The organism is Cupriavidus alkaliphilus (assembly GCF_900094595.1).
In the GTDB taxonomy this organism is placed as follows: Bacteria; Pseudomonadota; Gammaproteobacteria; order Burkholderiales; family Burkholderiaceae; genus Cupriavidus; species Cupriavidus alkaliphilus.
Window position 1 is genome coordinate 146,714 of record NZ_FMAD01000011.1, and the last position, 26,983, is coordinate 173,696.

Sequence of the window (26,983 nt, forward strand, 5' to 3'; positions counted from 1 at the left end):
TGATGCCGCTGCCACGATCACGGGGACCATCATGACGTAGCGGCGCCGCGCTGTGTGTCATACCACGCACGGTGCCCTACGCCCCGGGCGCGGTTCTTCCCTACACTGGAGCATGGCGCCTTGTCGCCGCCCAGGGGAACACGCCTATGCCGCCCGAGCCTGTCCAAGCCAAGCCCGTGGCGCTGGCCTTGCAAGGCGGCGGCATGCACGGCGCATTTACCTGGGGCGTGCTGGACCGCCTGCTGGAAGACGGCCGGCTGGTGATCGAGGGCGTCAGCGCCACCAGCGCCGGCGCGATGAACGGCACGGTGCTGGCCTATGGCCTGATGCAGGGCGGCAGCGACGGCGCGCGCCAGGCTCTGCATGACTTCTGGGAGGCCATCGCGCACTCGGCGCAGCGCTTCAACCCGTTGCGCTGGCTGCCGTGGTTCAAGGGCAGCCATACGCTGGGGCTGAACCATTCGCCGCTGTACGCCATGGCCGACATCACGCTGCGGCTGCTGTCGCCGTACCAGTTCAACCCGGGCAATGCCAATCCGCTGCGCGACGTGCTGCTCGGCCAGGTGGATTTCGCGGCGCTGCGCGCGCATTGCCCGATCCGCCTGTACCTGTGCGCGACCAATATCGAGACCAGCCGCATCCGCATCTTCGCGCAGGAAGAGCTGAGCGTCGACGCGGTGCTGGCCTCGGCCTGCGTGCCCACGCTGTTCCAGGCGGTCAGCATCGACGGCCACCATTACTGGGACGGCGGCTACGTCGGCAACCCGGCGATCTTTCCGCTGATCTATCACTGCGAGACCCACGATGTCGTGATCGTCCACATCAACCCGATCGTGCGCCGCGGCGTGCCGACCACGGCGGCGGAGATCCTGAACCGGGTCAACGAGGTCAGTTTCAACTCGTCATTGATGCGCGAGATGCGCGCGATCGGCTTCGTCACCACGCTGATCCAGCAGGGCAAGATCGACCGCAACGAGATGAAGGAGATGTGGATCCATTCGATCCGCTCGGACGAAACCATGGCCGCGCTCGGGGTCTCGACCAAGTACAACGCCGACTGGGACTTCCTGTGCACGCTGCGCGACCAGGGCCGGCAGGCCGCCACGCTCTGGCTGGATCGCAACTATGACTGCGTAGGCCAGCGCTCCAGTGTCGATATCACCGGCGAATTCCTGTAGTCGCCGGCTGGGCCAGCCGCCAGGACAGATTGGCACGCGCCTGCGCCTCGTAGCGCGACCGGAACAGGTCGGTGGCATAGATGCGGGGACTGTCAAGCAGGCGCTGCAGGAAGGCCCGCTCGGCGGCGTCATAGGCGGCATCGTCCAGGTCGGTGCGCTCCGCGCGCAGGCGCGCGCCGTTGTCCTGGAAGCGCGCGCGGCTGTATCCCAGCGCGGCCAGGTCGATGTCGGCGGTGAAGCGCCCGGCCAGGCTGGCGGGCACGTCGGCGTGGGTGGTTTCCAGGATCAGCGTGGCGACGCGCCCGGCGGCGGCGACCGTGCCGGCGGACCACTGCTGCAGCCACGCCGCGCTGCGCGCTTCATTGTCGGCGGCGCCGGGCACGTAGATGACGTCATGGCACCACAGCGCCAGTTCCACGTCGGCGGGATCCGGTATCGCGCTGCGCGCCCAGTCGAGGTCGTGCAGGCAGCGGCGCACATGGTCCAGGGTGTGGTAGTGCCGGGTCGGCTCGCCGTAGCAGCGCGCCAGGTCGGCATACGCGTCCGCTGCGCGGGTGCCGCCCGCCAGCGTCCAGAGCGCGACAAAGCGCTCTTGCAGCGGGCTGGCGGCGGCGGTAGTCATGCGCGCGCCGGACCCGTGTCGCGGGCCGTGTCGTCGGCAAGCTCGGCAAGCAGGGCCCGCGCCTCCTGCCAGTCGGCGCCATCGGTGCCCTCGCTGAAGCTGCCGTGGATGCGCGCCAGCGCTTCGCGCGCGGCGTCGCGCTTGCCCTGGCGTTGCCACAGCCGCGCCAGGCTGAGCGCGGCCTGCAGTTCCAGCGGCCTGGCGCCCTGGCCGTGCGCGACCGCCAGCGCGCGCTGGAAACAGGCCTCGGCTTCATGGCTGGCGGCGGCACCGGCATCGGGCGCGGCCAGCTGCAGCAGCAAGTCGCCGCGCAGCCGATAGACCCCGGCCTCATCGAGCCGCTCGCCGGTTTCTTCAATCATGGCCTGCGCACGCGTCAGCACGTCCAGCGCGGCGGCTGGCTGGCCGGCCTTGCCGCAGGCCTCGGCCAGCATCGCCAGCAGGTTCGGCATGCCGAGTTCGCCGCCGGTGGCCTCGTAAGCCGTGAGGCCGCGGCGCATCCGCGCAATGCCTTCCTCGTGGCTGCCCTGATCGGACAGCGCCCAGCCCTGCAGCACGGTGCCCCAGGCCAGGTAGATCGGGAAGCCCTGTTCGCCCGAAATGGCAATGGCGGCTTCGGCATACTCCCTGGCCTGCGCGGGATCGCGGCGCCAGCGGTACTGTTCCGCCGCGAACACCAGGCACAGCGCCAGGTTGTAGGCATCCGGGCGCGCGCGGGCCAGCGCCAGCGCCTCGCGGCTGCGCGCGAGGGCCTGGTCGGCAAAGCCCTGGTACCACAGGATCCAGGCCAGCGTGCTGGTGGCATGGACCATCGGGTCGCGGCCGTAGCCAGTCAGGAAGTCATAGGCGGAGTGCTCCGGGTGCGGCACCGCCAGCACGGCCTCCATATGCGCGCGCGCTTCTTCCAGCAGGCCCAGGCGGAACAGCGTGGCGCCCAGCGCGCGGTGGCCTTCGGCCAGCTGCTTGGGCTTCTGCGACTCGGTAGCCAGCGCCAGCAGGCGCCGCGCCAGCGGCAGCGACACCTGGTATTGCGCGCGCAGTTGGTAGAACGCCCACATGCCCAGCTGCGCCGAGAACACATAGGGTGTCTGCCGCCCTTGCTCGCACAGCGACATCGCGCGCCGGTAATTGGCCTCGACCTCGGGCGAGGCCTGGCCCCGCGCCGCGATCAGCGCGGGCCCCAGCGTCAGCAGCAGCGTCAGCTCCAGGCGCGCGCGCTCGCCGCTGTCGGGCTGGCGCTTGAGCAGGGCAATGGCCTCGCTCAGGTGCCGGATCGCTTCTTCCTGCGCTGAGCGCTGCAGCGCCTGCTGGCCGGCGCAGTGCAGGTACTCGACCGCCTTCGGCACATTGCCGCTGTGGCTGTAGTGGTGGGCCAGTTCGCTGCAGTAGTCCTTGAGCCGGCCGTGGAACATCGCCTCGATCGCCTGCGCCGAGCTTTCATGCAGGGCGCTGCGGCGCTCGGTCAGCAGCGAGCTGCCGGCCACTTCCTGGGTCAGCGCGTGCTTGAAGGCGTACTCGACCTCGGGGAAGGCGGGGCGTTCGTAGATGAAGTCGGCGCCCTGCAGGTCGCGCAGCAGCGGATGCAGGCGCTCTTCGGGCAGGCCGGTGACGCGCAGCACCAGGCCCAGCGGAAACTCCTTGCCGATCACGGCGAGGGTCTGCAGCAGCTCCTTCTGCGCCAGCGGCAGCCGGTCGATACGGGCCGCCAGCACCCCCTGCACGGTGGTCGGGATGTGCAGCAGCGCCGGCGCCTTCTCGATGCGGTAGCTGCCCGGCTGGCCCAGCAGCGCGCCTTCCTCGGCCAGGGTCTGGACCACTTCCTCCATGAAGAAGGGATTGCCTTCGGTCTTGTCGAGGATCAGCCGCTTCAGCGGCGCCAGGCTCGGGTCGTCGCCGAGCAGCGCGGTCAGCAGCTCCTGCGCCTCGGCCTGTCCCAGCGGCTGCAGGCGCAGCTGCGAGTAATGCGCGCCCGCTTCCCAGCGGTGGCTGTACTCCGGCCGGTAGTTCACCAGCAGCACGATGCGCGCGCCGGGCACGTGGTCGACCAGCATGTTGAGGAAGGCCTCGGTCTCGCCGTCCAGCCATTGCAGGTCTTCGAAGATGACTTCCAGCGGCTGGTTCTGGCTTTCGCGGACCAGCAGCCGCGCAATCGCCTCGAAGGTGCGCTGGCGCCGCAGGGCCGGATCCATGGTCGGCAGCTGCGAGTCGGGCTCGACCACGCCGAGCAGGTAGAGCAGGTAGGGCAGGTGCTCTTCCAGCGAGCGGTCCAGCGTCAGCAGCCTGCCGGTCAGCTTCTCGCGGCAGCTGCGGTCGCCGTCGTGCGCGGTGATCTGGAAATAGTTCTTCAGCATCTCGATCAGCGGCAGGTAGGCAAAGGCCTTGCCGTGCGAGACCGAGAACGTCTCCAGCGCCAGGCAGCCTTGCTGCGACCTGACCTTGAATTCATGGAACAGCCGCGACTTGCCGACCCCGGCCTCGCCGACCACGGCGACGATGCGACCGTGGCCGGCCTTGGCCTGCTCCAGCGCCGCGTTCAGGTGCGCAAGTTCGTCCTGGCGCCCGACAAAGCGCGCCAGGCCGCGGTGCGCGGCCACCTGCAGCCGCGTGCGCAAGGCTCCCGGGCCGATCACCTCGTACACCGCCAGCGGCTCGCGCACGCCCTTGACGCTGGTGGTGCCCAGTGCCGTGAACTCGAAATAGCCTTCGGTCAGCTTGTGGGTCGACTCGCTGACCAGGATCGACGCCGGCGTGGCGATCCCTTCCATGCGCGAGGCGATATGGATGGTGTGCCCGACCGGATCGTAGTCGGTGTGCAGGTCGTCCTTGCGGATCGAGCGCACCACCACCTCGCCGGTATGGATGCCGATGCGGACCTGCAGCGGAATGCCTTGCTCCAGGCGCACGCGGTCGCTGTGCCGGTGCATCGCATCCTGCATGCGCAGCGCCGCGTACAGCGCGCGCAGCGCGTGGTCCTCGTGGGCGATGGGCGCGCCGAACAGCGCCAGGATGCCGTCGCCGAGGAACTTGGCGACGTAGCCCTCGTAGTGGTGGACCGCTTCCATCATCAGCGTCACCACCGGATCGATCAGCCGGCGTGCGTCCTCCGGGTCCAGGTCCTGGGTCAGCGCGGTGGAGCCGGCCATGTCGGCAAACAGCGCGGTAATGGTCTTGCGCTCGCCGGCGGTCTCGCCGCGGGCTTCCATTGCCGCCTGCTCGGCCAGGATGCGCCCGGCCAGGTGCGGCGGGGTATAGTGGACCGGCGCCGGGCTGTCCTGGCGCGGCGCGGCGGGCGCAGGCGCAGTCGTGGCGGGCGCGTCGGGCAGGCCGACGCCGCAGACGCGGCAGAACCGCGCCGCCGCGGTGGCCTCCGCGCCGCATTGCGGGCACACGCGGGCAAGCCGTGCCCCGCACGCCTCACAGAAGTTGGCGCCAGCAAGGTTGCCGAAGCCGCATTGGCTGCAGCGCATTTCGCCTCCCGGCCGTCGTTGCCAGCTTGACGGTACCTGGATCTATTAGAGGCGGGATAAGGTGAGGTGGCAAGGCGACCCGCATGTGGCGGGAAGATCGCCGGTGCGGCGGTCGGCGTCGATCCGGCCCAAGGCCAGTTCTGCCCCCCGGTTCGTGGCGGGCCGGCAGCCTGTCAGGGCTGGGCCCACGCCGCCGGCTGCCGTGAACCGCCCTTGCCGCCGATCGCCTCGACCAGGTAGTCGACGAACGACGCGATCCGCGCGGAGATCGCGGTATTGCGGTAGTAGACCGCATGGATCGGCTGGCGCACGTCCTGCGTCTGGCGCGCCAGCACCTGCACCAGCCGGCCCGCGTCGCGGTCGTGCGCGGTCATGAAGTCCGACAGGCACACGATCCCCGCGCCCTCCAGCGCCAGCTGCCTGAGCGTTTCGCCGCTCGACGACCACACCGCCGGCTCGATCCGGTAGGGCTCTCCGTCCGCACCCAGAATCGGCCACACGTTCAGCGATTCGGGCTGGTTGAAGCCGAGCAGCGCGTGCTTGCCGAGATCCTGGGCCTTGCGCGGTTGGCCGTGCGCGTCGAGGTAGGCCGGACTGGCCAGCATGCGCACGCGGCTGTTGCCGATCAGCCGGCTATGCAGCGTCGAATCCTTCAGGCGGCCGATGCGGATGGCCACGTCGGTGCGCCGCTCGAGCAGGTCGATGATGCCCTCGTTGCTGTTCAGCTCCAGCTCGACCTGCGGAAAGCGCTCGCGGTAGCCGTGCACCAGCGGCACGATCACATGCAGCATGAACGGCGACGCGGCGTCGACGCGCAGGCGTCCGGACGGCTTCTCGCGCCGCGCCAGCATCTGTTCTTCCGCGCTTTCTACCGAGTCGATGATGGCGCGCGCGTCGTGCAGGAAGGCCCGGCCTTCCTCGGTCAGCTCGAGGCGGCGCGTGGTCCGGCGCAGCAGCGTGGTCTTGAGCTTTTCCTCGAGGCGGGCGAGGGTGCGGCTGGTTGCCGAGACGGTAAGGTCGAGCTGTTGCGCGGCGGCGGTGATCGACCCGCTGTCGACCACGGTCGCGAACGCCAGCAGTTCGTCGAGCGTGATTTTCATTGTTGAGCTGAAATCAAGACAGTTTGGTTTATAAACGACTTTTTACGCAAAAGTAAAGCGGGCACACTGCGCTCCATTCCTCACCGGACCTTGGAAGCTCATCATGCCACTTGCCTTGCTCGCGCTGACCGTCAGCGCCTTCGCCATCGGCACCACCGAATTCGTGATCGTCGGACTGATCCCCACCATTGCCGCGGATCTGGGCGTCAGCCTGCCTTCGGCCGGCCTGCTGGTCAGCCTTTACGCGCTCAGCGTCGCCATCGGCGCGCCGCTGCTGACGGCGCTGACCGGGCGCATGCCGCGCAAGGTGCTGCTTGCCGGCCTGATGGCACTGTTTACGGTCGGCAACCTGGTGGCCTGGCGCGCGCCCGGCTACGAGTCGTTGATCGTTGCGCGCGTGCTCACGGGCCTGGCCCACGGCGTGTTCTTTTCGGTCGGCTCGATCATCGCCACCACGCTGGTGCCCAAGGACAAGGCGGCGAGCGCGATCGCGACCATGTTCAGCGGCATGACCGTGGCGTTTGTCGCCGGCATCCCGCTGGGCACCTTCATCGGCCAGCACTTCGGCTGGCGCGCGACCTTCCTGGTGGTGGCGCTGTTCGGCCTGGTCGCCTTCCTCGGCGCGGTGGCGTTCGTGCCGCGGCGCCTGCCCCATGCCGAGCCGGCGCCGTTGCTGCGCCAGTTCCGCGTGCTGGCGCAGCCGCGCCTGCTGCTGGTGTTTGCGATGACGGCGGTGGGTTACGGCGGATCGCTGATCGCCTTTACCTACATGGCGCCGCTGCTCGAGCAGATCGCCGGCTTTACGCCGTCGCAGGTCAGCCTGGTGCTGGTGGGCTACGGGGTCTCGGTGGCGTTCGGCAACGTGTGGGGCGGCAAGCTGGCGGACCGCGTCGGCCCGGTCAAGGCGCTCAAGCAGATCTTCCTGCTGCTCGCTCTGGTGTTGCTGGCGCTGACTTTCACCGTGCAGCACCCGTGGCTGACGGTGCTGACGATGCTGGCATGGGGCGCCGTGGCATTCGGCAACGTGCCGGGGCTGCAGGTCTACGTAGTCAAGCAGGCGCGGCATTTTGCGCCTGACGCCACCGAGGTTGCCTCGGGCTTCAATATCGCGGCATTCAACCTCGGCGTCGCGGGCGGCTCTTCGCTGGGTGGGCTGATCGTCGCGCACGGCGGGCTTGGCCATACGCCGTGGATCGCGGCGCTCGTGACCCTGGGCGCTTACGCGCTGACCGCGTTCAGCGGCGCGCTCGACCGGCGCGCGGGCCTGCCTGCACGCACGGCCGAACCCGTGGAGTTTGCCCACTGAACCCCGGCGGCTAACTTCCCATCCTTGATTTCAGATCAATTATTTTTGTCCGGTGAAGGCGTTTATTTCATCAGTGCCAGCCGGCACAATGGCTGGCATATCGAATGCCTCTGCAGGCGTTCACTCTCCTAGGATCCCACCCATGACCAAGATTCCCGCCTTTGGCCTCGGCACCTTCCGCCTGCAAGGCCAGGTTGTCATCGACTCGGTCCGCAACGGCCTTGAACTGGGCTATCGCGCCATCGACACCGCGCAGATCTACGGCAACGAAGCCGAGATCGGCGAGGCCATCGCGGCTTCCGCCGTGCGCCGCGACGAGCTGTTCCTGACCACCAAGATCTGGGTCGACAACTACGCCCCGGACAAGCTCGTGCCGAGCCTCGAGGAGAGCCTGCGCAAGCTGCGCACCGACTACGTCGACCTGACCCTGATCCACTGGCCGGCACCCGGCAATGGCGTGCCGCTGGAAACCTTCATGACCGCGCTGGCCGGTGCGAAGGAAAAAGGCCTGACGCGGCAGATCGGCGTCTCCAACTTCAACATCGCGCTGACCCGCCAGGCCATCGCCGCGGTCGGCAAGGATGCGATCGCCACCAACCAGGTCGAGCTGAGCCCCTACCTGCAGAACCGCGAGCTGGTGGCGTTCCTGCAGCGCGAAGGCATCCACGTAACGTCGTACATGACGCTCGCCTACGGCAAGGTGCTTGGCGACCCGGTGATCGGCGCGATCGCGCAGCGGCACCAGGCCACGCCCGCGCAGGTGGTACTGGCGTGGGCGCTGCAGCTGGGCTACTCGGTGATTCCGTCGTCGACCAAACGCGAGAACCTGGCCAGCAACCTGCTGGCGCAGACTCTGCGGCTCAGCGAAGACGACATGGCGCAGATTGCCGCGCTGGAGCGCAACGGCCGCGAGGTCAGCCCGGACGGCCTGGCGCCGCAATGGGATTGAGCGACCGGACGCGCCGACATTCCCGATGACCCGTTCGCGGCCCCCCCCGGGCCGCGAACCTGACAGGACAAGCACAATGAACAAGGATCCGCTGTTCCAACCGCTGCAACTGGGTGGCCTGGCGCTGCCGAACCGCATCGTCATGCCGCCGATGACGCGCTCGCGCGCGAGCCAGCCCGGCGACGAGGCCAACGACCTGATGGCCGCCTACTACGCGCAACGCGCCGGCGCCGGCCTGATCGTCAGCGAGGGCACCTATATCGACCCGCTGGGGAAGGGCTACGCCTGGACGCCGGGCATCCATACGCCGGCGCAAGTGGCCGGATGGCGCAAGGTGACCGGCGCGGTCCACGCCGCCGGCGGGCGCATCTTCGCGCAGCTCTGGCACGTCGGCCGGCTCAGCCACACCAGCCTGCTGGGCGGCCGGCAACCGGTGTCGTCGTCGCCGATCCAGGCGCAGGGCGTCAATGTCTTCATTGCGGCGGAGGACGGCAGCACCCCGGGTTTTGTCCAGGCCTCCGTGCCCCGCGCACTGACGGTGGACGAAATCCGCGAGGTCGTCGACCAGTACCGTGCCGCGGCCCGCAACGCGATCGCGGCGGGCTTCGACGGCGTCGAGCTGCACGGCGCGAACGGCTACCTGGTGAACCAGTTCATCGACTCGGGCGCCAACACCCGCACGGATGCGTACGGTGGCTCGCTGGAAAACCGGCTGCGCTTCCTGGGCGAAGTCGCGCAGGCACTGATCGAAGGCGCCGGTGATGCATCGCGCGTCGGCATCCGCCTGGCGCCGCTGACCACGCTCAACGGATGCGTCGATGACGATCCGGAAACGACTTACCTTGGCGCCGCCAGGCTGCTCGGCCAGCTCGGGGTCGGCTACCTCCATATCGCCGAAGCGGACTGGGACGACGCGCCGCTGATGCCGCTGGCATTCAAGCAACGGCTGCGCGAGGCCTTCCCGGGGGTGCTGATCTATGCCGGCAAGTACACCGCCGAGCGTGCGCGCGAAGCCGTTACCGCCGGCTGGGCCGACCTGATCGCGTTCGGCCGTCCGTTCGTGGCCAATCCGGACCTGCCCGAGCGTTTGCGCGTCGGCGCCCCGCTGGCGCAGCACCAGCGCGACACGCTGTTCGGCGGCGGGGCGCAAGGGCTGACCGACTATCCGACGCTGGCGCAAGCCGCGGCCTGAGCCCGCCCCGCGGTGGAGCTGACGGCGTGACGGTGCGATGCGCGTTGCTGCTGTAGTGCTTTAGAGGGATATGCTGCGACCGACATAGCAGGGCAATATCGGCACGGTCCGAATGCGCCCGTCCGCACCAGGAAAGCCCGCCCGCCAGGTTCCGCCTGCGGGCGCTTTCTTTTGGGGAGCAGCAAAGTGATATGAAGGCGCGAATCATTCGCGTTTGATCGGCTGGTGCCGTCGGCGCGCGATATGGAACCCTCAAGAAAAAGGAGTGAGACAGTGCCTGCCCACCAGTCGCCAGTTCACCGCCTTGCGCCGGCACACCCCAACGGTCCTCCTCTGTCGCTCGCCCCGGGGCTGGGCGCGACGTTTGAAACAGACACCAACCACGAGCCCACCGGACCTGAAAAGACGGCCCTGGCGCTCTGCGCCCGCTATTGCCCGCTCGCCGAGGTGGGACCGCCGTTCGGGGCCGGAACGCTGGCGTGGCGGGGCAGCGCCTATGTCTATGTCTTTGGCTGGGACGGCGGCGGCAGGCGCCGCTTGTTCGAGGTGTTCCGGGACCAGCAAGGCGCGCTGGAGCCCGTGCTGGCGTTCCAGTATCCCGCTCCGCTGCGCAAACTGTTCCGGCACGACCTGGACCCGCTGTACAGCGATCGACGCTGAAATCCCGGGCGCAGGCGATGGCCTGCACGGCGGTCCCGGCTACGTGCCGAGGTGCCGCGCAACGGCTCGCGCCACTTCCGCAGCATCCCGGTAGTTTTGTTCAGGTATGCCCAGCAGGGCATCCACGATCGCGTCATCCGCGTTGTTGTCGCGCGCGGTGGAAACCAACGCGCCACGCGTCGCGGGATAGTCGAGCCCGCGCAGTGCCTGCTCGAGCGCGGCCGGATCCCATCGATCCATGCGCGGATTTCCTTGCGGACGCTTGTCATTTGCCATGGCTGATCTCCGGTAGATCTTGCGCCGAACGCGCGAGGCTCCCGATCCGAAGCCACCCGCGGCCTGCTTCCCGACGTCGAAGCCTGATGGAAACGCAAACCACATGCCATGGCGGAATCCCGCCGGGCACTGGGTTGCCGGCGTCTTCCGCGCAGCACTTCACCGGCCGCGCAGTCCGCACATACCCCTAATTGACGGTAAAGTTTATGTGCGTAAAATTTAATTCATAAATATGAATAATCGCCGGTGCCCGCCACCATGCGGCACCGCTTCCCACCACCGCCATCCAGGAGACACCCCGATGCAACCGAACCCGCGCCGCCGCCTGATGCTGTGCGCCGCCATGCTGGGCGCGATGCCCGCGCTGGCCTGGAGCGACACCTACCCCAGCAAGCCGATCCGCATGGTGGTGCCGTTCGCCCCCGGCGGCGCCACCGACGTGGTGGCGCGGCTGATTTCGCAAAAGCTGGGCGAGGCGCTGAAGCAGTCGGTGGTGGTGGAAAACCGTCCTGGCGCCAACGGCATCATCGGCACCGACGCGGCGGCGCGCGCGGCCCCCGATGGCTATACGCTGTTGCTGAATACCGCCGGCGCGCAGACGCTCAGCCCGGTGCTGTACAAGGCGGGCTATGAGCCGCTGAAAAGCTTCGCGCCGATCTCGCAAATCAGCAATATCGGCTTCGTGATGGTGGTGCATCCGTCGGTGCCGGCCAGGACGGTGCAGGAGTTCGTGGCGCTGGCCAAGGCGAAGTCCCGGCCGCTGAGCCTGTCGGCCGGCAGCAGCATGATCGAGCTGATCGGCGCCACCTTCAAGAGCGCCGCAGGCACGCCCGACGTGGTCAGCGTGTCGTACCGCGGCACCGGCCCGCAGATGCAGGCGGTGGTCTCGGGCGAGGTCGACATGACCATCGACCCGTTCAACGGCATGGCCATGATCAAGGCCGGCAAGCTGCGCCCGCTGGCGGTGTTCGCGTCCAGGCGCTCGCCCGCGCTGCCGGAGGTCCCGACCATGCAGGAGGCCGGTTTCGACGGCATGGCGTTCAACTCGTGGGCCGGGCTGCTGGCGCCGGCCGGAACGCCGAAGGAGATCGTCACGCGGCTGAACCAGGAGATGAACCGCATCCTGGCGCAGCCCGACATCCGGCAACGCCTGGCCGCGATCGACTACGAGGTGGTGGGCGGCACCCCGGAACAGTTCGCCGCCACCATCGCCGAGGACGCGGCCAGGTGGGCAAAGATCGTCAAGGAGACGAACTACAAGGCCGGGTCCTGAGCCGTCACGGCGCGGCCGCCGCCTGCCGCACCAGCCAGTTGCGGAACGCGCGCGCCGCGGCGGGTTCCATCCGGTCGCGCGGCCATACCGCGTAGTAGCCGCCGCCCAGGCTGGCGCTGGCGTCGCAGGCGCGCACCAGCAGGCCGTCGCGCAGGCAGGCATCGATCATGTGGCGCCAGCCCAGCGCGATGCCCTGGCCTTCCATGGCCAGCTGCAGCAGGATCGGATACTGGTTCGAGGTCAGCACGTTGCGCGGCGTGGCGTCGGGCAGCCCCTGGTGGGCCAGCCAGGTCTGCCACGACATCCACTGGCGCTGGCCGTCGTCAAGCATCAGCAGGGTCTCGCCGGCCAGGTCCGACGGGGCCAGCGTGCGGCCGCCGAGATAGCCGGGCGTGCAGACCGGAAACACTTCCTCGCCGTACAGCCGGCGCGCGGCCAGCCCGGGTGGCGGTCCTTCGCGCAGGTAGTACAGGCCGATGTCGAACTCTGCCGGCGACAGCGCCGACAGGCTGTCGTTGACGGTCAGGCGCAGCTGGATCTCGGGGTGGGCGGCGCGGAACGAGGCCAGCCGCGGCGTCAGCCAGAGCACCGCGACGCCGCTTGAGCAGGCCACCGTCAGCGCGGTATGGCTGCGTACCTTCATCACGTCTTCGGTGGCCTCGGCGCAGCCGACCAGCAGGCGCTGCACCACCTCGGCATAGCGTTGCCCGCTGACGGTCAGGCGCAGCGCGCGCGGTTCGCGGATAAACAGCTTGCGTCCCAGGAAGCGTTCCAGCTGAGCCACCTGGCGGCTGATCGCGCTCTGCGTCAGGTGCAGTTCGGCCGCGGCGCGGGTAAAGCTGCCGTGCCGCATCGCGGCTTCGAAGGCGACCAGGTTGGGCAGGGGCGGGAGCGGGGAAATGCGCATGGGGGCGTCCGGGCCGGAGATGCCGCCATGATAGACCGCCGGCACGTGCCGGCGCGTGGGGCGGGAGGGGCGGGAGGGTCTTGCCACCCGCGGCATCCGGGTGGCGGCAGCCAGGTCAGCCGGCGCGACGGTGGATGCGGCCCGCCTGCATCACCACGCTCAGGCGTTCACCCTGTCCGGCGATCAGGCTGATGTCGGCGAGCGGGTTGCCGTCGACCAGCAGCAGGTCGGCCAGCGCGCCGGCACGCGTGGTGCCCAGTTCGCCTTCGCGCTGCAGGATGGCCGCGGCGATCGAGGTGGCAGAGCGGATGGCTTCGAGGTTGCCCAGCAGTTCGGCGCGGATGCGGAACTCGTCGGCCTGGTGGTCGTGCATTTCGCCGAGCAGGTCCGAGCCATAGCCCATCGGCACGCCGGCATCGGCATAGAGGCGCAGCGAGTCGCGGCCGGCCTGGCGCACGGTCTCGATCTTGGCCACCGATTCGGGCGGCAGGCCCAGGCGGGCACCGTCGCGCGCCAGCGCGTCGTAGGTGACCAGCGTCGGCACGACAAAGGCGCCGTGCTTGCGCATTTCGTCGGCGGCGGCGCGGTCGACCAGGTTGCCATGCTCGATGGTGCGCACGCCGCAGCGTACCGCGCGCGTGATCGCGCGGCCCGTGTAGGCGTGGGCCATCACGTAGGTCTGCGCGGCCTCGGCCTCGGCGACGATGGCGCGGATCTCGTCCTCGCTGTACTGGGTGTTGCCGATCGGGTCGGTCGGCGACGCCACGCCGCCCGACGCCATGATCTTGATCTGGGTCGCGCCTTTCTGGATTTCCTCGCGCACCGCCAGCCGCACCGCGTCCACGCCATCGGCCACCCGGGCAATGGCGCCGGCGCGGAAGGCGCACGAGCAGGGCTCGAGCACATCGGAGCGCGGACGGAAGTCGCCATGGCCGCCGGTCTGCGACAGCGCCTTGCCCGAGGCAAAGATGCGCGGGCCCGGCACCAGCCCGGTGGCCACCGCCTGCGACAGGCCCCAGTCGGCGCCGCCGGCATCGCGCACGGTGGTAAAGCCGCGCTCCAGCATGCGCTGCATGATCGGCAGGGCGCGGATCGCCACCAGCACGTTGGGCTGGACCGCGTTCAGGCCGAGGTTGGCCAGCGACGCCAGCACGTGCACGTGGCAGTCGATCAGGCCGGGCATCAAGGTCTTGCCGCGCGCGTCGATGCGCCGGGCATTGGGAGCATCGATGGCCGGGCCGACCGCGGCGATGCGCTCGCCTTCGACCAGCACGTCGTGGCCGCGCAGCAGCTCTCCCGTGCCGGGTTCGAGCACATCGCCGCCGTGGAAAAGGATCTGGGTGTTCTGGGACATGTCAGCGTTGTTGCAGATAGGAGGGTTCGCGCACGAAGCGGGTGCCGACCAGGCTGATGGCGGCGGCGATCATCACGTAGATGGCGGGCGCCATGCTGCTGCCGGTGGTGGCGATCAGCCAGGTGATGATGAAGGAGGCAAAGCCGCCGAAGATCGTCACCGCGAAGTTGTAGGCCACCGACAGGCCGGTCGACAGCACGCGCGCCGGGAACAGCTCGGAGAAGGCCGCCAGGATCGGGCCGGTATAGGTGGCGATCAGCACCCCGAACACCAGCTGGAACACCAGCAGCGAGGCCAGGCCGGGCACGTGGTTGATGTACGCGAACATGGGCCACGCCAGCACCAGGATCAGCAGCGCCGAGCCGCTCAGCAGCACGCGCCGGCCGATGCGGTCGGCCAGCAGCCCCACCAGCGGCGCGAACACCATGATGGCGCAGCCACCCGCCATGCCGGCGACGAAGCCGTCGGCCTGCGGCACCTTCAGCACCTTGACGGCGTAGGTCGGCATGTAGAACAGCAGCACGTACGTGCACACGGTCCACAGGATCACCATCGAGAAGCTGGCGGCGGTTTCGCGCGGATAGGCCTGGAAGATTTCCTTCAGCGGCGAATCGGCGCGCTCGGCGGTGTCGCGGAAGGCCGGGGTCTCGTCCAGGTGGTGGCGGATGTAGTAGCCCACCGGGCCGATCACGATGCCCAGCAGGAACGGCAGGCGCCAGCCCCAGCTGTTGAGTGCCTCCTCGCTCAGCGAGCTGGTGACGAAGGTCCCGACCGCGGCGCCCAGCAGCACGGCCACGCCGATGCTGGCCTGGATCCAGCTGGAATAGTAGGCGCGCTGGCGCGCCGGCGCGTATTCGGTCAGGAAGGCGGTGGCGCCGCCCATTTCGCCGCCGGCGGAGAAACCTTGCATCAGCCGCGCCACCACGATCAGCAGCGGGGCCAGGACGCCGATCTGGTCATAGGTGGGGGCAATCCCGATCAAGGTCGTGCCCAGTGCCATCAGCAGGATGGTCAGCGACAGCGCCGCCTTGCGCCCGACGCGGTCGGCGTAGACGCCCAGCACGATGCCGCCCACCGGCCGCATGAAAAAGCCCACGCCGAAGGTGGCCACGGCCAGCAGCAGCGAGCTGAGGTCGTTGCCGGTGGGGAAGAACAGCCTCGCGATGATGACCGCGAAGAAGCTGTAGACGGTGAAATCGAACCACTCCAGGCCGTTGCCGATCACTGTGGCGACGATGGCGCGGCGGCGCTGGCTGGGCTGGATGGCGGGCGCCGCCTGGGTCGGCGGCGTGTAGGGCGCGCTCGTTGGCGCGGCACTGTTTGGCATTTGGCTTCCTCCTCTGTGGCCACTGCCGGGGGCAGGGACCGGGCGCTTGCATCTCGCACTGGCCTGGCAGATGGTGCGGACGATGTTAGGAGAGGGTGGTCGGCGAGCGGTAGCGAAATCTCCGCATGCAGCCATGCGCGCGGCGCATGGATCGGGTTGACCGCGCCATGGGCCGGGATTACACTGCGCCCCGTTCCAACCAACGGAGCTATCCGTGGACAGTTGTCCCAGTCCTTCTTGCGCAACGGGAGTTTCCCCGGCCGCGCCGGCGCGCTGAGACACTGCAGTCATTCGCTGCAGTGCCGCCGCCCGGCGCTGCCATGCCCCATGCGGCCAGGCCCACGCCTGCGACCGCCGGTGCCAGACCTCCCTTGCTGCCTTTCGATGTCTTGTCATGGCCGGCGTGTATCGTCGCCGGCCGTATGGCTGTATTTGCTCAGGAGGTTGCCATGGTGTGGCACCAGTTTTTCGTACGCCTGGCCGCGCTGGCCATCGTGGCCGCGGCCTGCCGGCCGGCGCTGGCGGCGCGGCCGCTGATCACGGACGATGCCCGCATCGTCGATCCCAAGGCCTGCCAGCTGGAATCGTGGATGCAGTTCCAGTCCGGCGGCAATGAGCTGTGGGCGCTGCCCGGCTGCAATCCCACCGGCAACCTGGAGCTGACGCTGGGCGGTTCGCTGCAGCGCGTCGATGGCGGCTGGGACGGCACCAATGTGCAGTTCCAGGCCAAGACGCTGCTCAAGCCGCTGGAAACCAACGGCTACGGCATCGCGCTGTCGGGCGGCGTGATCCACCATCCCGACGCCGAGCCCGGCAAGGTACTGGGCAACCTCTATGTCAACGTGCCGGTGTCGTTCTCGTTCGCGGACGACCGCTTTGTCGCGCACCTGAACCTGGGCGCCAACCGCGACACCGGCAACCGCCAGACGCGCATGACCTGGGGCGCGGGCACCGAAACCCAGCTGCACCCGCGCGTGTTCCTGATCGCCGAGACCTTCGGCGAGAACCGCGGCAAGCCGTCTTTCCAGGCCGGCTTCCGCTTCTGGGTGGTGCAGGACCGGGTGCAGGTCGACACCACCTATGGCAATGTGTTCGGCGGCGGCACGGGGGCGCGCTTCTTTACCGTCGGGCTGCGTCTGCTGTCGCCGGCGTTTCTGCCGTAGCGGCCAGCGCGACGACCATGGTGCCAGCCAGTCAGCGGACGTCAGTGGAAAGCAAGCTCAAGCTCCACGCCGCTGTAGTCAACGCGCGGAGCAAGCCTGCGGCGTGGCCCTTGTTCGAAGCGAATCAAGCCGTAGCCCTCCATCGTGCGGAGTGTCCGCGACAGGTTCGACACGGCGCGTCCGGTTTTATGCGATAGCTCTTCGAGCGATTCAGGATTCGTTTCCGCGATCAGCGCAAGCAATTGGCGATTGGCTGGGGACAGGACCTTTGCCAGCACGTCCAGCGATTGAAACCAGACCTTGGGCTCATCCTTTCCGGGCTTGAGTTTGCCGCGGGCGATCGCCATGGTGCGGGCCTTGAAGTCTTCCAGTGAGGCGATGCCAATCTTGAGGTTGCCGCTCATCATTCACTCCTTTTGCTGCAGGATCTTGTCGACCTCTGTCCAGAAATCTTCCAGCAACGTGGACGCATCCTGGTAGTCGTAGAATCGAACGCCCGCCGCCAGGTGCTTGTGGTCGTATTCAATGCGCGTGCGCGCTCCTGGCCTGGAACCCTCATTGATGCCGTGCGCATTGTCAAAGCCAAGCAAACGGCAGCCCATCCTGTCATGCAGTGTCAGCGAATACCTCAGTCCGTGAGGGCGTTCCTGCGAGACAGGGCAGGTACGCACCACGATTTTCACCCAATGCAAGCTTTCGTCATCTATGACGAAGCGGAGTCCATCCAGGTCCAACAGTGTGTCGAGGCTACGGTCGCGCATCGATATGCTATCACAATGTGATAAGTATAGAGAACCCGACCGGTTGTATGCGGCCAAGGCTCGTCTGGCTAGCACATCACTTTGCCACCGATAATGTAAAGATGGGGTTACTTTCTCGAGTTCTAGCGCGTATTTAGAGCTTTCCCATACGGCTTTCCTTAGGCTCCGGCTTTCCCCGTTGGTGATCGCTTGCGGCCTGTCGCCGGCCATTCAAGCAGCCAGCAGTTCTTCCACTTCATCGCGCCGCGGCGGATACGCGCCGGGCCGGGTCGCAGCAATGGCCGCCGCGGCCGCAGCCAGCCGCGCCTGTGCGGCAAGGTCGCCCGTTGCGCCGGACAGCACGCCGGCCATCCAGCCGCCCATCGCCGCATCGCCACAGCCGACGGTGTCGGCCACCTCGACTGCGAGCGCGGGCTGCTCGACGACACTACTGCCCTTGAGCAACGTCATGCCATGCGCGCCGCGGGTCAGCATGACGGTTGCATCGGGCGCCATGGCGCGTACTTGTGCCAATGCTGTGCCGGTATCGAGCGCGGGAAAGAGCCCGGCCAGGTCTTCATCGGAGATCTTGATGTAGCTGGCCAGCCGCAGCATGTGTTCGAGGACATTGGCGTAGCCCGGGGCGCGCATCAGGTCGCGGAAATTGGGGTCGAAGGCAATGCGCTTGCCGGCGCGCGCAGCCTGCGTGGCTTCTTCGCACAGGCGCGCCGCAAGCGGCTGTCGTACCAGGCTGATCGAGCCGAAATGCAGCACCTCGGCGGCTTCGCGCCAGCCGGCGGGCAGGCGCGCCGGGTCGAAATGCAGGTCGGCGCTGTCGTCGCCGACAAAAAAATACCGCGGGGGATGGCGCGAGGCGACAAAGGCCAGGAACGGCGAGCGTGCCACCCGCTGCAGGAAGCGCCCGTCGAGGCCGGCCTCGGCGCTGGCACGGGCCAGCTCGTCGCCGAACAGGTCCTGGCTGACGGCCCCGGCAAAGCCGGTGGCAAGGCCCAGCCGGGCGGCCGCGCGCGCCACGTTCCAGCATGAGCCGCCGGGCAGCCCGAGCCAGCTGCCGTCGGCCTGCCGCACCATGTCGGTCAGCGCTTCGCCGAACACCACATAACGGGGAAGGGGCATGGCCATCGAGGTCTCCTTGGTGGTCGAATGTGGATTGCTGCGAGTCAGCTTGCTGCCGTGGGCTGCGCCGCGCGCGCCCGGCGGATCAGCGCCGCCGTGGAAGCATCATGCGCGACCACGCCGGCAGTGCCTTCCAGTTCGCGCTGGATCGGCGCGGCCAGCTTCTTGCCGAGTTCCACGCCCCACTGGTCGAAGGAGTTGATCTGCCACAGCGCGCCCTGCACGAAGGTGCGGTGCTCGGACAGCGCCAGCAGCGCGCCCAGGTGGTAGGGATCCAGCCGCTGCAGCAACAGCGTGTTGCTGGGCCGGTTGCCGTCGAACACCAGGTGCGGCACCAGCGCTTCGTCGCGCACGCCTTCGGCACGCACTTCATCGGCGCTGCGTCCGCGCAGCAGCGCCTCGCCCTGCGCAAAGCAGTTGGCCAGCAGCTTGGTATGGTGCCCCGGCAGCGCGCTGACCGGCGCGAGCGTGGCGATGAAATCCACCGGAACCAGTTGCGAGCCCTGGTGCATCATCTGGAAGTAGGCGTGCTGCCCGTTCGTGCCCGTGGTGCCCCACACTACCGCGGCGGAGCCCGCGGCGATGGGGCTGCCGTCGAGCCCCACCGACTTGCCGTTGCTTTCCATTTCCAGTTGCTGCAGGAAGGCCGGCAGCAGTTCCAGCGGCTCGCAGTAGGGCGCCACGCAGCGGCTCGCGGCGCCCAGGAAACTGCGGTACCACACATCCAGCAGGCCCAGGATCATCGGCAGGTTTTGCTGCGGTGGCGTACCGGCGAAATGAATGTCCATCGCGCGCGCGCCATCCAGCAGTTGCCGGAAGCGTTCGAAGCCGATGGCCACTGCGATCGACAAGCCCACCGCCGACCACAGCGAAAAGCGCCCGCCCACCCAGTCCCAGAACGGGAACATATTGGCCGGGTCGATGCCGAACCCGGCCACTGCCTCGCGGTTAGTCGATACCGCCACGAAGTGGCGCGCCAGGCCGGCACGGCTCACGCCCCGCCGCAGGAACCAGTCGCGCGCGGTGCGCGCGTTGGCCATGGTTTCCAGCGTGGTGAAGGTCTTGGAGCAGACTATCACCAGGGTGGTTGCGGCATCGAGCCCGGTGAGCGTGCGCGCCAGGTCGCTGCCGTCGACATTGGCCACGAAGTGCATGCGCGGACCGGTGGTCTGCGCATCGGTGAGCGCGCGGCACACCATGCGCGGCCCCAGGTCCGAACCGCCGATGCCGATATTGACGACGTCGGTGATCCCGCGGCCGTCGACGCCGGTCCATGCGCCGCTGCGCACCGCATCGGCAAAGCGCGCCATCTGCGCCAGCACGGCTTCGACCTGGGCGCCCACAGGCTCTCCCAGCGCACGGTAGCCATCCTCGGGGTAAGCGCGCAGCGCGATATGCAGCGCGGCACGGTGCTCGGTGACGTTGACCGGCTCGCCCGCGTACATGGCGTCGCGCCGCTCGGCCACGCGCGCCTGCGCCGCCAGTGCGAACAGCAGCGCGAGGGTCTCGTCGGTGATGCGGTTCTTGGCGTAGTCCAGCGTCAGGCCGCAGGCCTCGGCGGTGAAGCGCGCGGCGCGCGCCGGTCCTTGCGGGCCGTCGAACCAGTCGCGCATATGGGTGCCGCGCAGCCTGTCGGCATGCGCGCGCAGCGCTTGCCAGGCGGGTAGGGAAGTGGTCATCTCGGGTGCTCCGCAATACGTGGGCTACATTTCTTCATGCCAGGCCATGCCGTCGCGCGACAGCAGCGCGCTGGAGGCCGCCGGGCCCCAGGTGCCGGCGGTGTAAGGCTTGGGCGGCGTGGGCGAGTGCTCCCAGGTCTCCAGGATGGGCGCAACCCAGCGCCATGCCTGGACCTGCTCGTCGCGACGAACGAACAGGCCCAGCCGGCCGCGGATAACGTCGAGCAGCAGGCGTTCGTATGCGCCCACGCGCCGTACGCGCGGCGCCGCGCTGGTCAGCTGCAGGTCCAGCGAGGCAGGAATCAGCGCCTGCGTGTCGCCCGGCTGCTTGGTCAGGAAATACAGCCGGATGCTCTCCTGCGGCTGCAGGGTGATCACCAGCCGGTTGCCGGCCAGGGTTCCCAGCGGATGCGGGAACAGCGGGTAGGGCACGTCGTGGAAATGGATCACGATCTCCGCCACGCGCGACTGCATGCGCTTGCCGGTGCGCAGGTAGAACGGCACGCCGGCCCAGCGCCAGTTGGCGATCTCGGCGCGGATCGCGACGAAGGTCTCGGTGCGGCTGTCGGGCGCAATGCCGGGCTCGCTGGCGTAGCCGGGCACCGGGTCGCCGCCCGCGGCGCCGCGCCCGTACTGGCCACGCACCACCTTCTCGGCGACGTCCTCGGGCCGGATCGGCCGCAGCGCCTTCAGGATCTTCAGCTTCTCGTCGCGGATGGCGTCTTCCGAGAGGCTGGTCGGCGGCTCCATCGCCACCATGCACAGCAGCTGCAGCAGGTGGTTCTGCACCATGTCGCGCAGCGCGCCGATGCCGTCGTAGAAGTTGCCGCGGCGCTCCACGCCCAGCTCTTCGGCAATGGTGATCTGCACCTGGCGCACCCATTCGCGCCGCCACAGCGGTTCGAACAGCACGTTGCCGAAGCGCACCGCCATCAGGTTCTGCACCGACTCCTTGCCCAGGTAGTGGTCGATCCGGTAGATCTGGTCCTCGGCAAAATGGCGCGCCACTTCGGCATTGATGGCCTCGGACGAAGCCAGGTCGTGCCCGAGCGGCTTCTCCAGCACGATGCGGCTGCGCTGGCCGGTCAGGCCCACGCGCGCCAGCTGCTCGCACACGGTCACGAACAGATGCGGGGCCGTGGCCAGGTAGAACACCACCACCGGTGCCGCGCGGGCGCTGACCAGTTCGGCCAGCGCATCGAAGCCGGCAGGGGCGTTGGCATCGACCTGCAGGTACACGATGCGTTCGAGAAAGCCCGGCCACGCAGCCGCCGCGGCATGGCCCGGCAGTCCGGGCAGCACTTCATCGTCGAGCATGGCCAGGTAGGCGTCATGCGTCAGCGGCTGGCTGCCCAGCGCCAGGATGCGGCCGCGCGGGTGCAGCGAACCGGCGGCGTGGGCGTCGAACAGCGCCGGCAGCAGCTTGCGCCGCGCCAGGTCGCCAGTGGCGCCGAACAACACGAAATCGAACTCCGGGGCAGAGTCAGGCGCCGGAGCGCCGGCAGGGTGGCTAGCCATCTTGGATCAGCAATAAGGGGGGAAGGGGAACCGGAACGGGCGTGGCAGTTCAGCGGGGCGTGGCCCAGCCCTTGTACTGGGCGACATTGGCGCGCGTGACCAGTGTGGACGGCAGCAGCACGGTTGGATTGGCCGGGCGCTGGCCGTTCATCATGCCCACGCCCAGCTGCACGGCAGTGCGCGCAATCGCCCATGGGTCCTGGCTGGCCGAGGCCTGCACCAGCGTGTCGGCCTTGAGCGCAGCCTCGATGTCAGGCGCGCCGTCGACCGAGGCAATCAGGATGCCGCGGCGGTTGAGCTGGCGCGCGGCCAGGTCCGCGCCCACGGCTTGCGGGTCGTTGATGGTAAAGACCGCATCCACCTTGGGGAAACGCGTCAGGTACAGCTGCATGACGTTCAGGCCGCCTTCGCGCGAGCCCTTGGCATCCTGGTCGTCGGAGAGGATGCGGATGGCCGGGTGGCGCGCCAGCACCGTCTTGCAGCCCTTGACGCGGTCCAGCACCGCCGACACCGGCGGCCCGTTCTGGATGATGACGTTGCCGCGGCCCTTGAGCTGGTCGGCGATAAAGCCGCAGGCCAGTTCGCCGGCCTGGGTGTTGTCGGTCTGCACCGTGGCGTCGGCGCCGGCCGCGGCCACGTCCACCGCGACCACCACGATGCCCGCCTTGCGCGCCTTGCGCACCGCCGGCTCGATGGCGCGCGCGTCGGCGGCGTTGATCAGGATCAGGTCGACACCGGCGACGATAAAGCTGTCGATATGCGCGAACTGCTTGTTCAGGTCGTAGTCGGCCGACAGCACGGTGACCTTTGCCTTCGGGTTCACCTGCCGGGCGGCGGCCTCGGCACCGCGGGCCAGTGCGACGAAGTACGGATTGCCCAGCGAGCCCAGCGTGACGCCGACCTTCTTGAGCGGACGTTGCATGGACGGCGCGGCGGAACCCGGTGCGCTTTGCGCGGGGGCCATGGCGGGTAGCATGGACAGTGCCGCCAGCGCGACCGCGGCGAGGGCCTTGAGGATGGGTGGGATCACGGCTTGTCTCCGGTGCGGCGGCAGGTCAGGTACGGGCCGAGCCCTTCTGGCGATAGCGGTCGAGCGCGACTGCGCCGATGATCACCAGGCCCTTGATGATGTATTGCCAGATATCCGACACGCCCAGCAGGATCAGCCCGTTGGACAGCACCGCGATGATCAGCGCGCCCACCAGCGTGCCGGCGATCGAACCGACCCCGCCGACAAAGCTGGTGCCGCCCAGGATCACTGCCGCGATCGCGTCCAGCTCATAGGACTGGCCCAGCTGCAGCCCGTTGGCCGCATAGAGGCGCGACGCCGACATCACGCCGCCCAGTCCCGACAGCAGGCCAGAGACCGCATAGACAAACAGCAGCACCACCCAGACCTTGATGCCCGACAGGCGCGCGGCCTCGGCATTGCCGCCGACCGCGTAGATCTGCAGCCCCAGCACCGTGCGGCGCAGCACCACCCACGACACCGCCACCACCGCCACGGCGATCACCACCAGCCAGGGCACGCCCAGCAGGTCGCCGTTGCCGATGAAGGCGAAGGGGATATCCGGGTTGTAGACCGTGCTGTCGTTGCCGACCAGGCGCGCCAGCCCGCGCACCGCTGTCAGGCTGCCCAGTGTGACGATAAACGGCGGCAGCTTCATGAATGCGATCAGCGCGCCGTTGAGCAGGCCAAACAGCAAGCCGCACAGCAGCGCCGCGGGTACGCTCAGCGCGGCCAGCTGCGGCATCAGCGACACCAGCATCGCCACCACCGCCGACACCGACAGGATCGAGCCCACCGACAGGTCGATGCCGCCGGTCAGGATCACGAAGGTCATGCCGGCGGCCAGCACCAGATTGATCGAGGCCTGTTGCGCAATGATCGAGAGGTTCTGCAGGCTGGCGAAGTTCTCGGTCAGCAGCGTGAAGCCCACGCACAGCAGCACCAGCACCGGCAGCATGCCGAGGGCGCGCAGGCGCTCCTGGGTGGTGGCGCGTCCGGCGCCGCGCGCCGGCGGGGCGGCGTGGGCCGCGGATGAAAGGGGATTGCTGGGATTGCTGGTGTTGCGCATTGGTGTCTCCTGTGGCTGCGAGGCAGCAGGCCGCCCCGGCTCAGCCGTTTTCTGGCCGGCTTTCATGAGGATTCAATGGGTCAATGCAGGACTGCGGAAGCTGATTCGCCGGCTCCGGTCGCCAGCGCGATGATTTGTTCCTGCATGGCGGCGGCATCGGCACAGCCGGGCACTTCGCCGGCCAGCTCGCCCTCGCGCATCACCAGCACGCGGTCGCACAGGCCAACCACTTCGGCCAGTTCGCTGGAGATCAGCAGCACCGCCACGCCGGAGCGCGCCAGGGCGTCGATGAGCCGGTAGATCTCGGCCTTGGCGCCGATATCCACGCCGCGGGTCGGTTCGTCCAGGATCAGCACGCGCGGGCGCGTTTCCAGCAGGCGCGACAGCATCACCTTCTGCTGGTTGCCGCCGGACAGCGCGCCGACATTGACCTGCGGGTGCGCCACGCGGATGCCGAGCGAGCGGATCGCCGCGGCGGTGCGCTGGCGCGCGCTGGCGCGGTTCAGGCGCCCGCCGCGCAGCGCATCGCGCGCGGCCACGATCAGGTTGATGTTCTCGTGCACGCTCTGGTCCAGGAACAGCCCCTGCAGCTTGCGGTCTTCGGTCAGGTAGGCGATGCCGGCATCGATGGCCTGGCGCGGGCCGCTGACCGCCAGCGGCGTGCCGGCCACGAACACCGCGCCGCCGGTGCGCGCGTCGGCGCCGAACACCAGCCGCGCCAGCTCGGTGCGGCCGGCCCCGACCAGTCCCGCCAGCCCCAGCACCTCGCCGGCGCGCAGATCGAAGCTGCAGCCGCGCACGCGCTGCCCGTCGGACATATTGCGCACCGACAGCAGGATCTCGCCTGGCGCGCGCTCGCCATGGGACTTGGTATAAAAGCCTGACAGGTCGCGCCCGACCATCATCTTGACCAGTGCCGCCTGCGTCAGCGTGTCGCGCGTGAGCGTGCCGACCAGGCAGCCGTCGCGCAGCACCGTGACGCGGTCGGCCAGTTCGTCGATCTCGGCCATGCGGTGGCTGATGTAGATGATCGCCAGGCCTTCGGCGCGCAGCTGGCGGATCAGCGCGAACAGGCGGTCGGTCTCGCGCGTGGACAGCGGCGTGGTGGGCTCGTCCATCACCAGGATGCGGGTCTCGAAGTGCACCGCGCGGGCAATCTCGACCAGCTGGCGCTGGGCGATCGACAATGTGTGTACCGCCGCCTGCGGCGTGAAGTCCGCGCCCAGACGCGCCAGCGTGGCCGCGCAGGCCCGCGCCATGGCGGCGCGGTCGACCATGCCGCGATGATGCAGGTGGCGGCCCAGGTAGATGTTCTCGGCCACGCTCAGGTTGGGAGCCAGGCTCAGTTCCTGGTAGATCACGGCCACGCCGTGGGCGCGCGCCGCGGCCGGACCGTCGATGGTTACCGGCTTGCCGGCGATGCGGCATTCGCCGCCGGGATCGGCAATGTAGGCGCCCGACAGGATCTTCATCAGCGTTGACTTGCCCGCGCCGTTTTCGCCCATCAGCGCATGGACCTCGCCGGGGTAGACGGTCAGCGCCATATTGGTGAGCGCCTTCACGCCGGGGAAGGTCTTGGAGATGTTATGCAGCTCGAGCAGCGGCGCAGGGTCGCCGCGGTGGCCCGCATGGCCGCCATGCAAGGGCGTTGGCGTCGGCGATGCATGCGGTGCTTCAGACATTGGCATGGCTGGCCTCCGGGACGATGGCCGACGCACCCCGTAGCAACTCGGTGCGCGGCGAGAAGTTCATGAACATCGGCAGCGACGCGGCCCCGACCGCGCCGGCGTTGGCGCCAAAGCAGCCGCGCACCACGGTGGCCGGCGCGCGGGCTTCGGGGGCGCTTTCAGCGAGCGCCTGCTGCAGGCGCGCGATCAGCGTGGCGACCAGGCCGCCGTCGATATCGGCATCGAAGATCACCAGCGGTACGTCGAGCACCGCCAGGGCGGACTGCAGCGCGGGCGCGAGCGCATCGACGCAGTCCGCCACCCATTCCCCGACCGCCGGGTGCCCCAGTTCGACCTGGCGCTCCAGGTCGGCGTGACCGCTGACCACCACGCCATGGTGGCGCAGGTGGCGGGTCAGGGCGTTGAGCGACGCGCGCGAGATCAGGATGTCGTGGCGCTTGCGCTGGCCCGTCGCCGGCGGCGCAGAGGACAGGGTGCTGCGCGGCACCGGCATCATCGCGATATCGCCGGCATTGCCGGAAACCCCGCGCACGCAATCGCCGTTGAGCACCACGCCGCCGCCGATGGCGGGGCCCAGGAACACGTACAGGAAATGCTGGGCGTGGTGGCGCCCGTAGAACAGCTCGGCCACCGCGGCGGCGGTGCCATCGTTCTCGCCGAACACCGGCAGGCCGGTGGCGGCGTTGAGCATCGCCGGGAAATCGGCCTCGTCCCAGGCACGGAAGCTGGCCTGGAACGCATCGTCCTGCACGTCCAGCTCGCGCAGCCAGGCGCCGAGGTTATAGGGCTGCGCCACGCCGATGCCCAGCAGCCGCTTCTGTTCTGCAGGGGTGAGCAGGGCACGCAGCTCGGCGATATCGTGCCGCACCAGCTCGAGCGCCTGGTCGGGGTGCGGCAATACCAGTTGATGGGCGCGGCTGGCCAGGACATGGCCGGCAAAGTCCACCATCGCCACCTCGATGCTGCCCCGGTCCAGCCTCACGCCCAGGCCGAAGGCGCCCTTTGGTTGAAGCCGGATCAGGCTGGCGGGCTGCCCACGCTGGCCTTCCGTGCGGCGCCCGGACTGCTCGACCAGGCCCTCGTCGGACAACGTCTGAACGATGCTGCCGACGGCCGTATTGGTCAGTTGCGCCATGCGCGCAAGATCCGCCTTGGAGGCTTCGCCGGCACGGCGCAGCGCCAGCAGCAGCGCGCGTTCGTTGTAGAGGCGCAGGCTGGCGGAATTCACGCCACGACCCGCCTTGGATGCCGTCATGTTGTCTCCGTCCTGTTGGCGAACCACACTGCCACGGTTCGCTCATTAATTAATTCATGTTGAATTAAATGACGGAAGGACGGAAAACTCAACTACGGGGAAACCCGAGGGCGA

The 26,983-nt window shown here is 68.6% G+C and carries 23 protein-coding genes; 7 read left to right on the forward strand and 16 right to left on the reverse strand.

Annotated features, from left to right (window positions below):
* The first annotated feature begins 146 nt into the window (after positions 1-146).
* Positions 147-1,178, forward strand: coding sequence for a patatin-like phospholipase family protein (locus GA0116996_RS21905; RefSeq protein WP_092315797.1), 1,032 nt, complete (start codon positions 147-149; stop codon positions 1,176-1,178).
* On the opposite strand, the gene GA0116996_RS21910 is transcribed toward GA0116996_RS21905, so the two are convergent.
* The 3 genes from GA0116996_RS21910 to GA0116996_RS21920 form a co-directional block, all read right to left on the reverse strand.
* Positions 1,159-1,800, reverse strand: a complete 642-nt coding sequence (locus GA0116996_RS21910; protein WP_092315799.1) for an HD domain-containing protein — start codon at positions 1,798-1,800, stop codon at positions 1,159-1,161. The genes GA0116996_RS21905 and GA0116996_RS21910 overlap by 20 nt on opposite strands.
* On the reverse strand, positions 1,797-5,267 hold the full coding sequence (locus GA0116996_RS21915; RefSeq protein ID WP_092315801.1) for an adenylate/guanylate cyclase domain-containing protein: 3,471 nt from the start codon (positions 5,265-5,267) through the stop codon (positions 1,797-1,799). Before GA0116996_RS21915 ends, GA0116996_RS21910 begins: the two co-directional genes overlap by 4 nt.
* Positions 5,268-5,440: 173 nt before the next feature.
* Complete coding sequence (locus tag GA0116996_RS21920; RefSeq protein WP_092315803.1) at positions 5,441-6,367, reverse strand: LysR family transcriptional regulator; 927 nt, start codon at positions 6,365-6,367, stop codon at positions 5,441-5,443.
* 103 nt (positions 6,368-6,470) lie between these two features.
* Between GA0116996_RS21920 and GA0116996_RS21925 the strand changes: the two genes are divergently transcribed.
* The 4 genes from GA0116996_RS21925 to GA0116996_RS28115 all read left to right on the forward strand — a co-directional run bounded on the left by GA0116996_RS21925 (position 6,471) and on the right by GA0116996_RS28115 (position 10,474).
* Complete coding sequence (locus tag GA0116996_RS21925) at positions 6,471-7,673, forward strand: MFS transporter (RefSeq protein WP_092315805.1); 1,203 nt, start codon at positions 6,471-6,473, stop codon at positions 7,671-7,673.
* Positions 7,674-7,815: 142 nt separating this feature from the next.
* Positions 7,816-8,622 (forward strand): 2,5-didehydrogluconate reductase DkgB, encoded by an 807-nt coding sequence (gene dkgB, locus GA0116996_RS21930; RefSeq protein WP_092315807.1) that lies wholly within the window; start codon positions 7,816-7,818, stop codon positions 8,620-8,622.
* 76 nt (positions 8,623-8,698) lie between these two features.
* The gene (locus GA0116996_RS21935) at positions 8,699-9,814 is read left to right on the forward strand and encodes an alkene reductase (RefSeq protein WP_092315809.1); all 1,116 of its coding nucleotides are present in this window, start codon (positions 8,699-8,701) and stop codon (positions 9,812-9,814) included.
* 273 nt (positions 9,815-10,087) lie between these two features.
* Positions 10,088-10,474, forward strand: coding sequence for a hypothetical protein (locus GA0116996_RS28115; RefSeq protein ID WP_133250560.1), 387 nt, complete (start codon positions 10,088-10,090; stop codon positions 10,472-10,474).
* Between the two features lie 39 nt (positions 10,475-10,513).
* Here the strand turns inward: GA0116996_RS28115 and GA0116996_RS21945 are convergent, their stop codons facing one another.
* Positions 10,514-10,750: a DUF2795 domain-containing protein gene (locus tag GA0116996_RS21945; RefSeq protein WP_092315813.1), complete on the reverse strand. Its 237-nt coding sequence runs from the start codon at positions 10,748-10,750 to the stop codon at positions 10,514-10,516.
* A 301-nt stretch (positions 10,751-11,051) separates the two neighbouring features.
* On the opposite strand from GA0116996_RS21945, the gene GA0116996_RS21950 reads away from it, so the two are divergent.
* Positions 11,052-12,023 (forward strand): Bug family tripartite tricarboxylate transporter substrate binding protein, encoded by a 972-nt coding sequence (locus tag GA0116996_RS21950; protein ID WP_092315815.1) that lies wholly within the window; start codon positions 11,052-11,054, stop codon positions 12,021-12,023.
* Positions 12,024-12,027: 4 nt separating this feature from the next.
* On the opposite strand, the gene GA0116996_RS21955 is transcribed toward GA0116996_RS21950, so the two are convergent.
* The 3 genes from GA0116996_RS21955 to GA0116996_RS21965 form a co-directional block, all read right to left on the reverse strand.
* Positions 12,028-12,930 carry a LysR substrate-binding domain-containing protein gene (locus tag GA0116996_RS21955; RefSeq protein ID WP_092315817.1) on the reverse strand — a complete coding sequence of 301 codons (903 nt, stop codon included), beginning with the start codon at positions 12,928-12,930 and terminating at the stop codon, positions 12,028-12,030.
* Positions 12,931-13,045: 115 nt separating this feature from the next.
* Positions 13,046-14,284 (reverse strand): metal-dependent hydrolase family protein, encoded by a 1,239-nt coding sequence (locus GA0116996_RS21960; RefSeq protein ID WP_092315819.1) that lies wholly within the window; start codon positions 14,282-14,284, stop codon positions 13,046-13,048.
* A 1-nt stretch (position 14,285) separates the two neighbouring features.
* Complete coding sequence (locus GA0116996_RS21965) at positions 14,286-15,611, reverse strand: MFS transporter (protein WP_092315821.1); 1,326 nt, start codon at positions 15,609-15,611, stop codon at positions 14,286-14,288.
* Between the two features lie 449 nt (positions 15,612-16,060).
* Between GA0116996_RS21965 and GA0116996_RS21970 the strand changes: the two genes are divergently transcribed.
* Positions 16,061-16,774 (forward strand): hypothetical protein, encoded by a 714-nt coding sequence (locus GA0116996_RS21970; protein ID WP_092315823.1) that lies wholly within the window; start codon positions 16,061-16,063, stop codon positions 16,772-16,774.
* Between the two features lie 41 nt (positions 16,775-16,815).
* Here GA0116996_RS21970 and GA0116996_RS21975 read toward each other — a convergent pair whose 3' ends face one another.
* The 9 genes from GA0116996_RS21975 to GA0116996_RS22015 all read right to left on the reverse strand — a co-directional run bounded on the left by GA0116996_RS21975 (position 16,816) and on the right by GA0116996_RS22015 (position 26,869).
* Positions 16,816-17,178: an HVO_A0114 family putative DNA-binding protein gene (locus GA0116996_RS21975; RefSeq protein ID WP_092315965.1), complete on the reverse strand. Its 363-nt coding sequence runs from the start codon at positions 17,176-17,178 to the stop codon at positions 16,816-16,818.
* A 3-nt stretch (positions 17,179-17,181) separates the two neighbouring features.
* Positions 17,182-17,535 carry a toxin-antitoxin system TumE family protein gene (locus GA0116996_RS21980; RefSeq protein WP_092315825.1) on the reverse strand — a complete coding sequence of 118 codons (354 nt, stop codon included), beginning with the start codon at positions 17,533-17,535 and terminating at the stop codon, positions 17,182-17,184.
* Positions 17,536-17,745: 210 nt separating this feature from the next.
* Entirely contained in the window at positions 17,746-18,657 is a 912-nt protein-coding gene (locus GA0116996_RS21985; RefSeq protein ID WP_092315827.1) for a carbohydrate kinase family protein, read from the reverse strand.
* 38 nt (positions 18,658-18,695) lie between these two features.
* Positions 18,696-20,330 (reverse strand): glucose-6-phosphate isomerase, encoded by a 1,635-nt coding sequence (pgi, locus tag GA0116996_RS21990; protein ID WP_092315829.1) that lies wholly within the window; start codon positions 20,328-20,330, stop codon positions 18,696-18,698.
* A gap of 24 nt (positions 20,331-20,354) precedes the next feature.
* The gene (gene zwf / locus GA0116996_RS21995) at positions 20,355-21,848 is read right to left on the reverse strand and encodes a glucose-6-phosphate dehydrogenase (protein WP_092315831.1); all 1,494 of its coding nucleotides are present in this window, start codon (positions 21,846-21,848) and stop codon (positions 20,355-20,357) included.
* Positions 21,849-21,897: 49 nt separating this feature from the next.
* Entirely contained in the window at positions 21,898-22,824 is a 927-nt protein-coding gene (locus GA0116996_RS22000) for an ABC transporter substrate-binding protein (RefSeq protein ID WP_165835201.1), read from the reverse strand.
* Positions 22,825-22,903: 79 nt separating this feature from the next.
* Entirely contained in the window at positions 22,904-23,926 is a 1,023-nt protein-coding gene (locus GA0116996_RS22005; RefSeq protein ID WP_092315835.1) for an ABC transporter permease subunit, read from the reverse strand.
* An 80-nt stretch (positions 23,927-24,006) separates the two neighbouring features.
* Positions 24,007-25,614 (reverse strand): sugar ABC transporter ATP-binding protein, encoded by a 1,608-nt coding sequence (locus GA0116996_RS22010; RefSeq protein ID WP_092315837.1) that lies wholly within the window; start codon positions 25,612-25,614, stop codon positions 24,007-24,009.
* Positions 25,601-26,869 (reverse strand): ROK family protein, encoded by a 1,269-nt coding sequence (locus GA0116996_RS22015; protein WP_092315839.1) that lies wholly within the window; start codon positions 26,867-26,869, stop codon positions 25,601-25,603. Before GA0116996_RS22015 ends, GA0116996_RS22010 begins: the two co-directional genes overlap by 14 nt.
* Positions 26,870-26,983 lie beyond the last annotated feature (114 nt).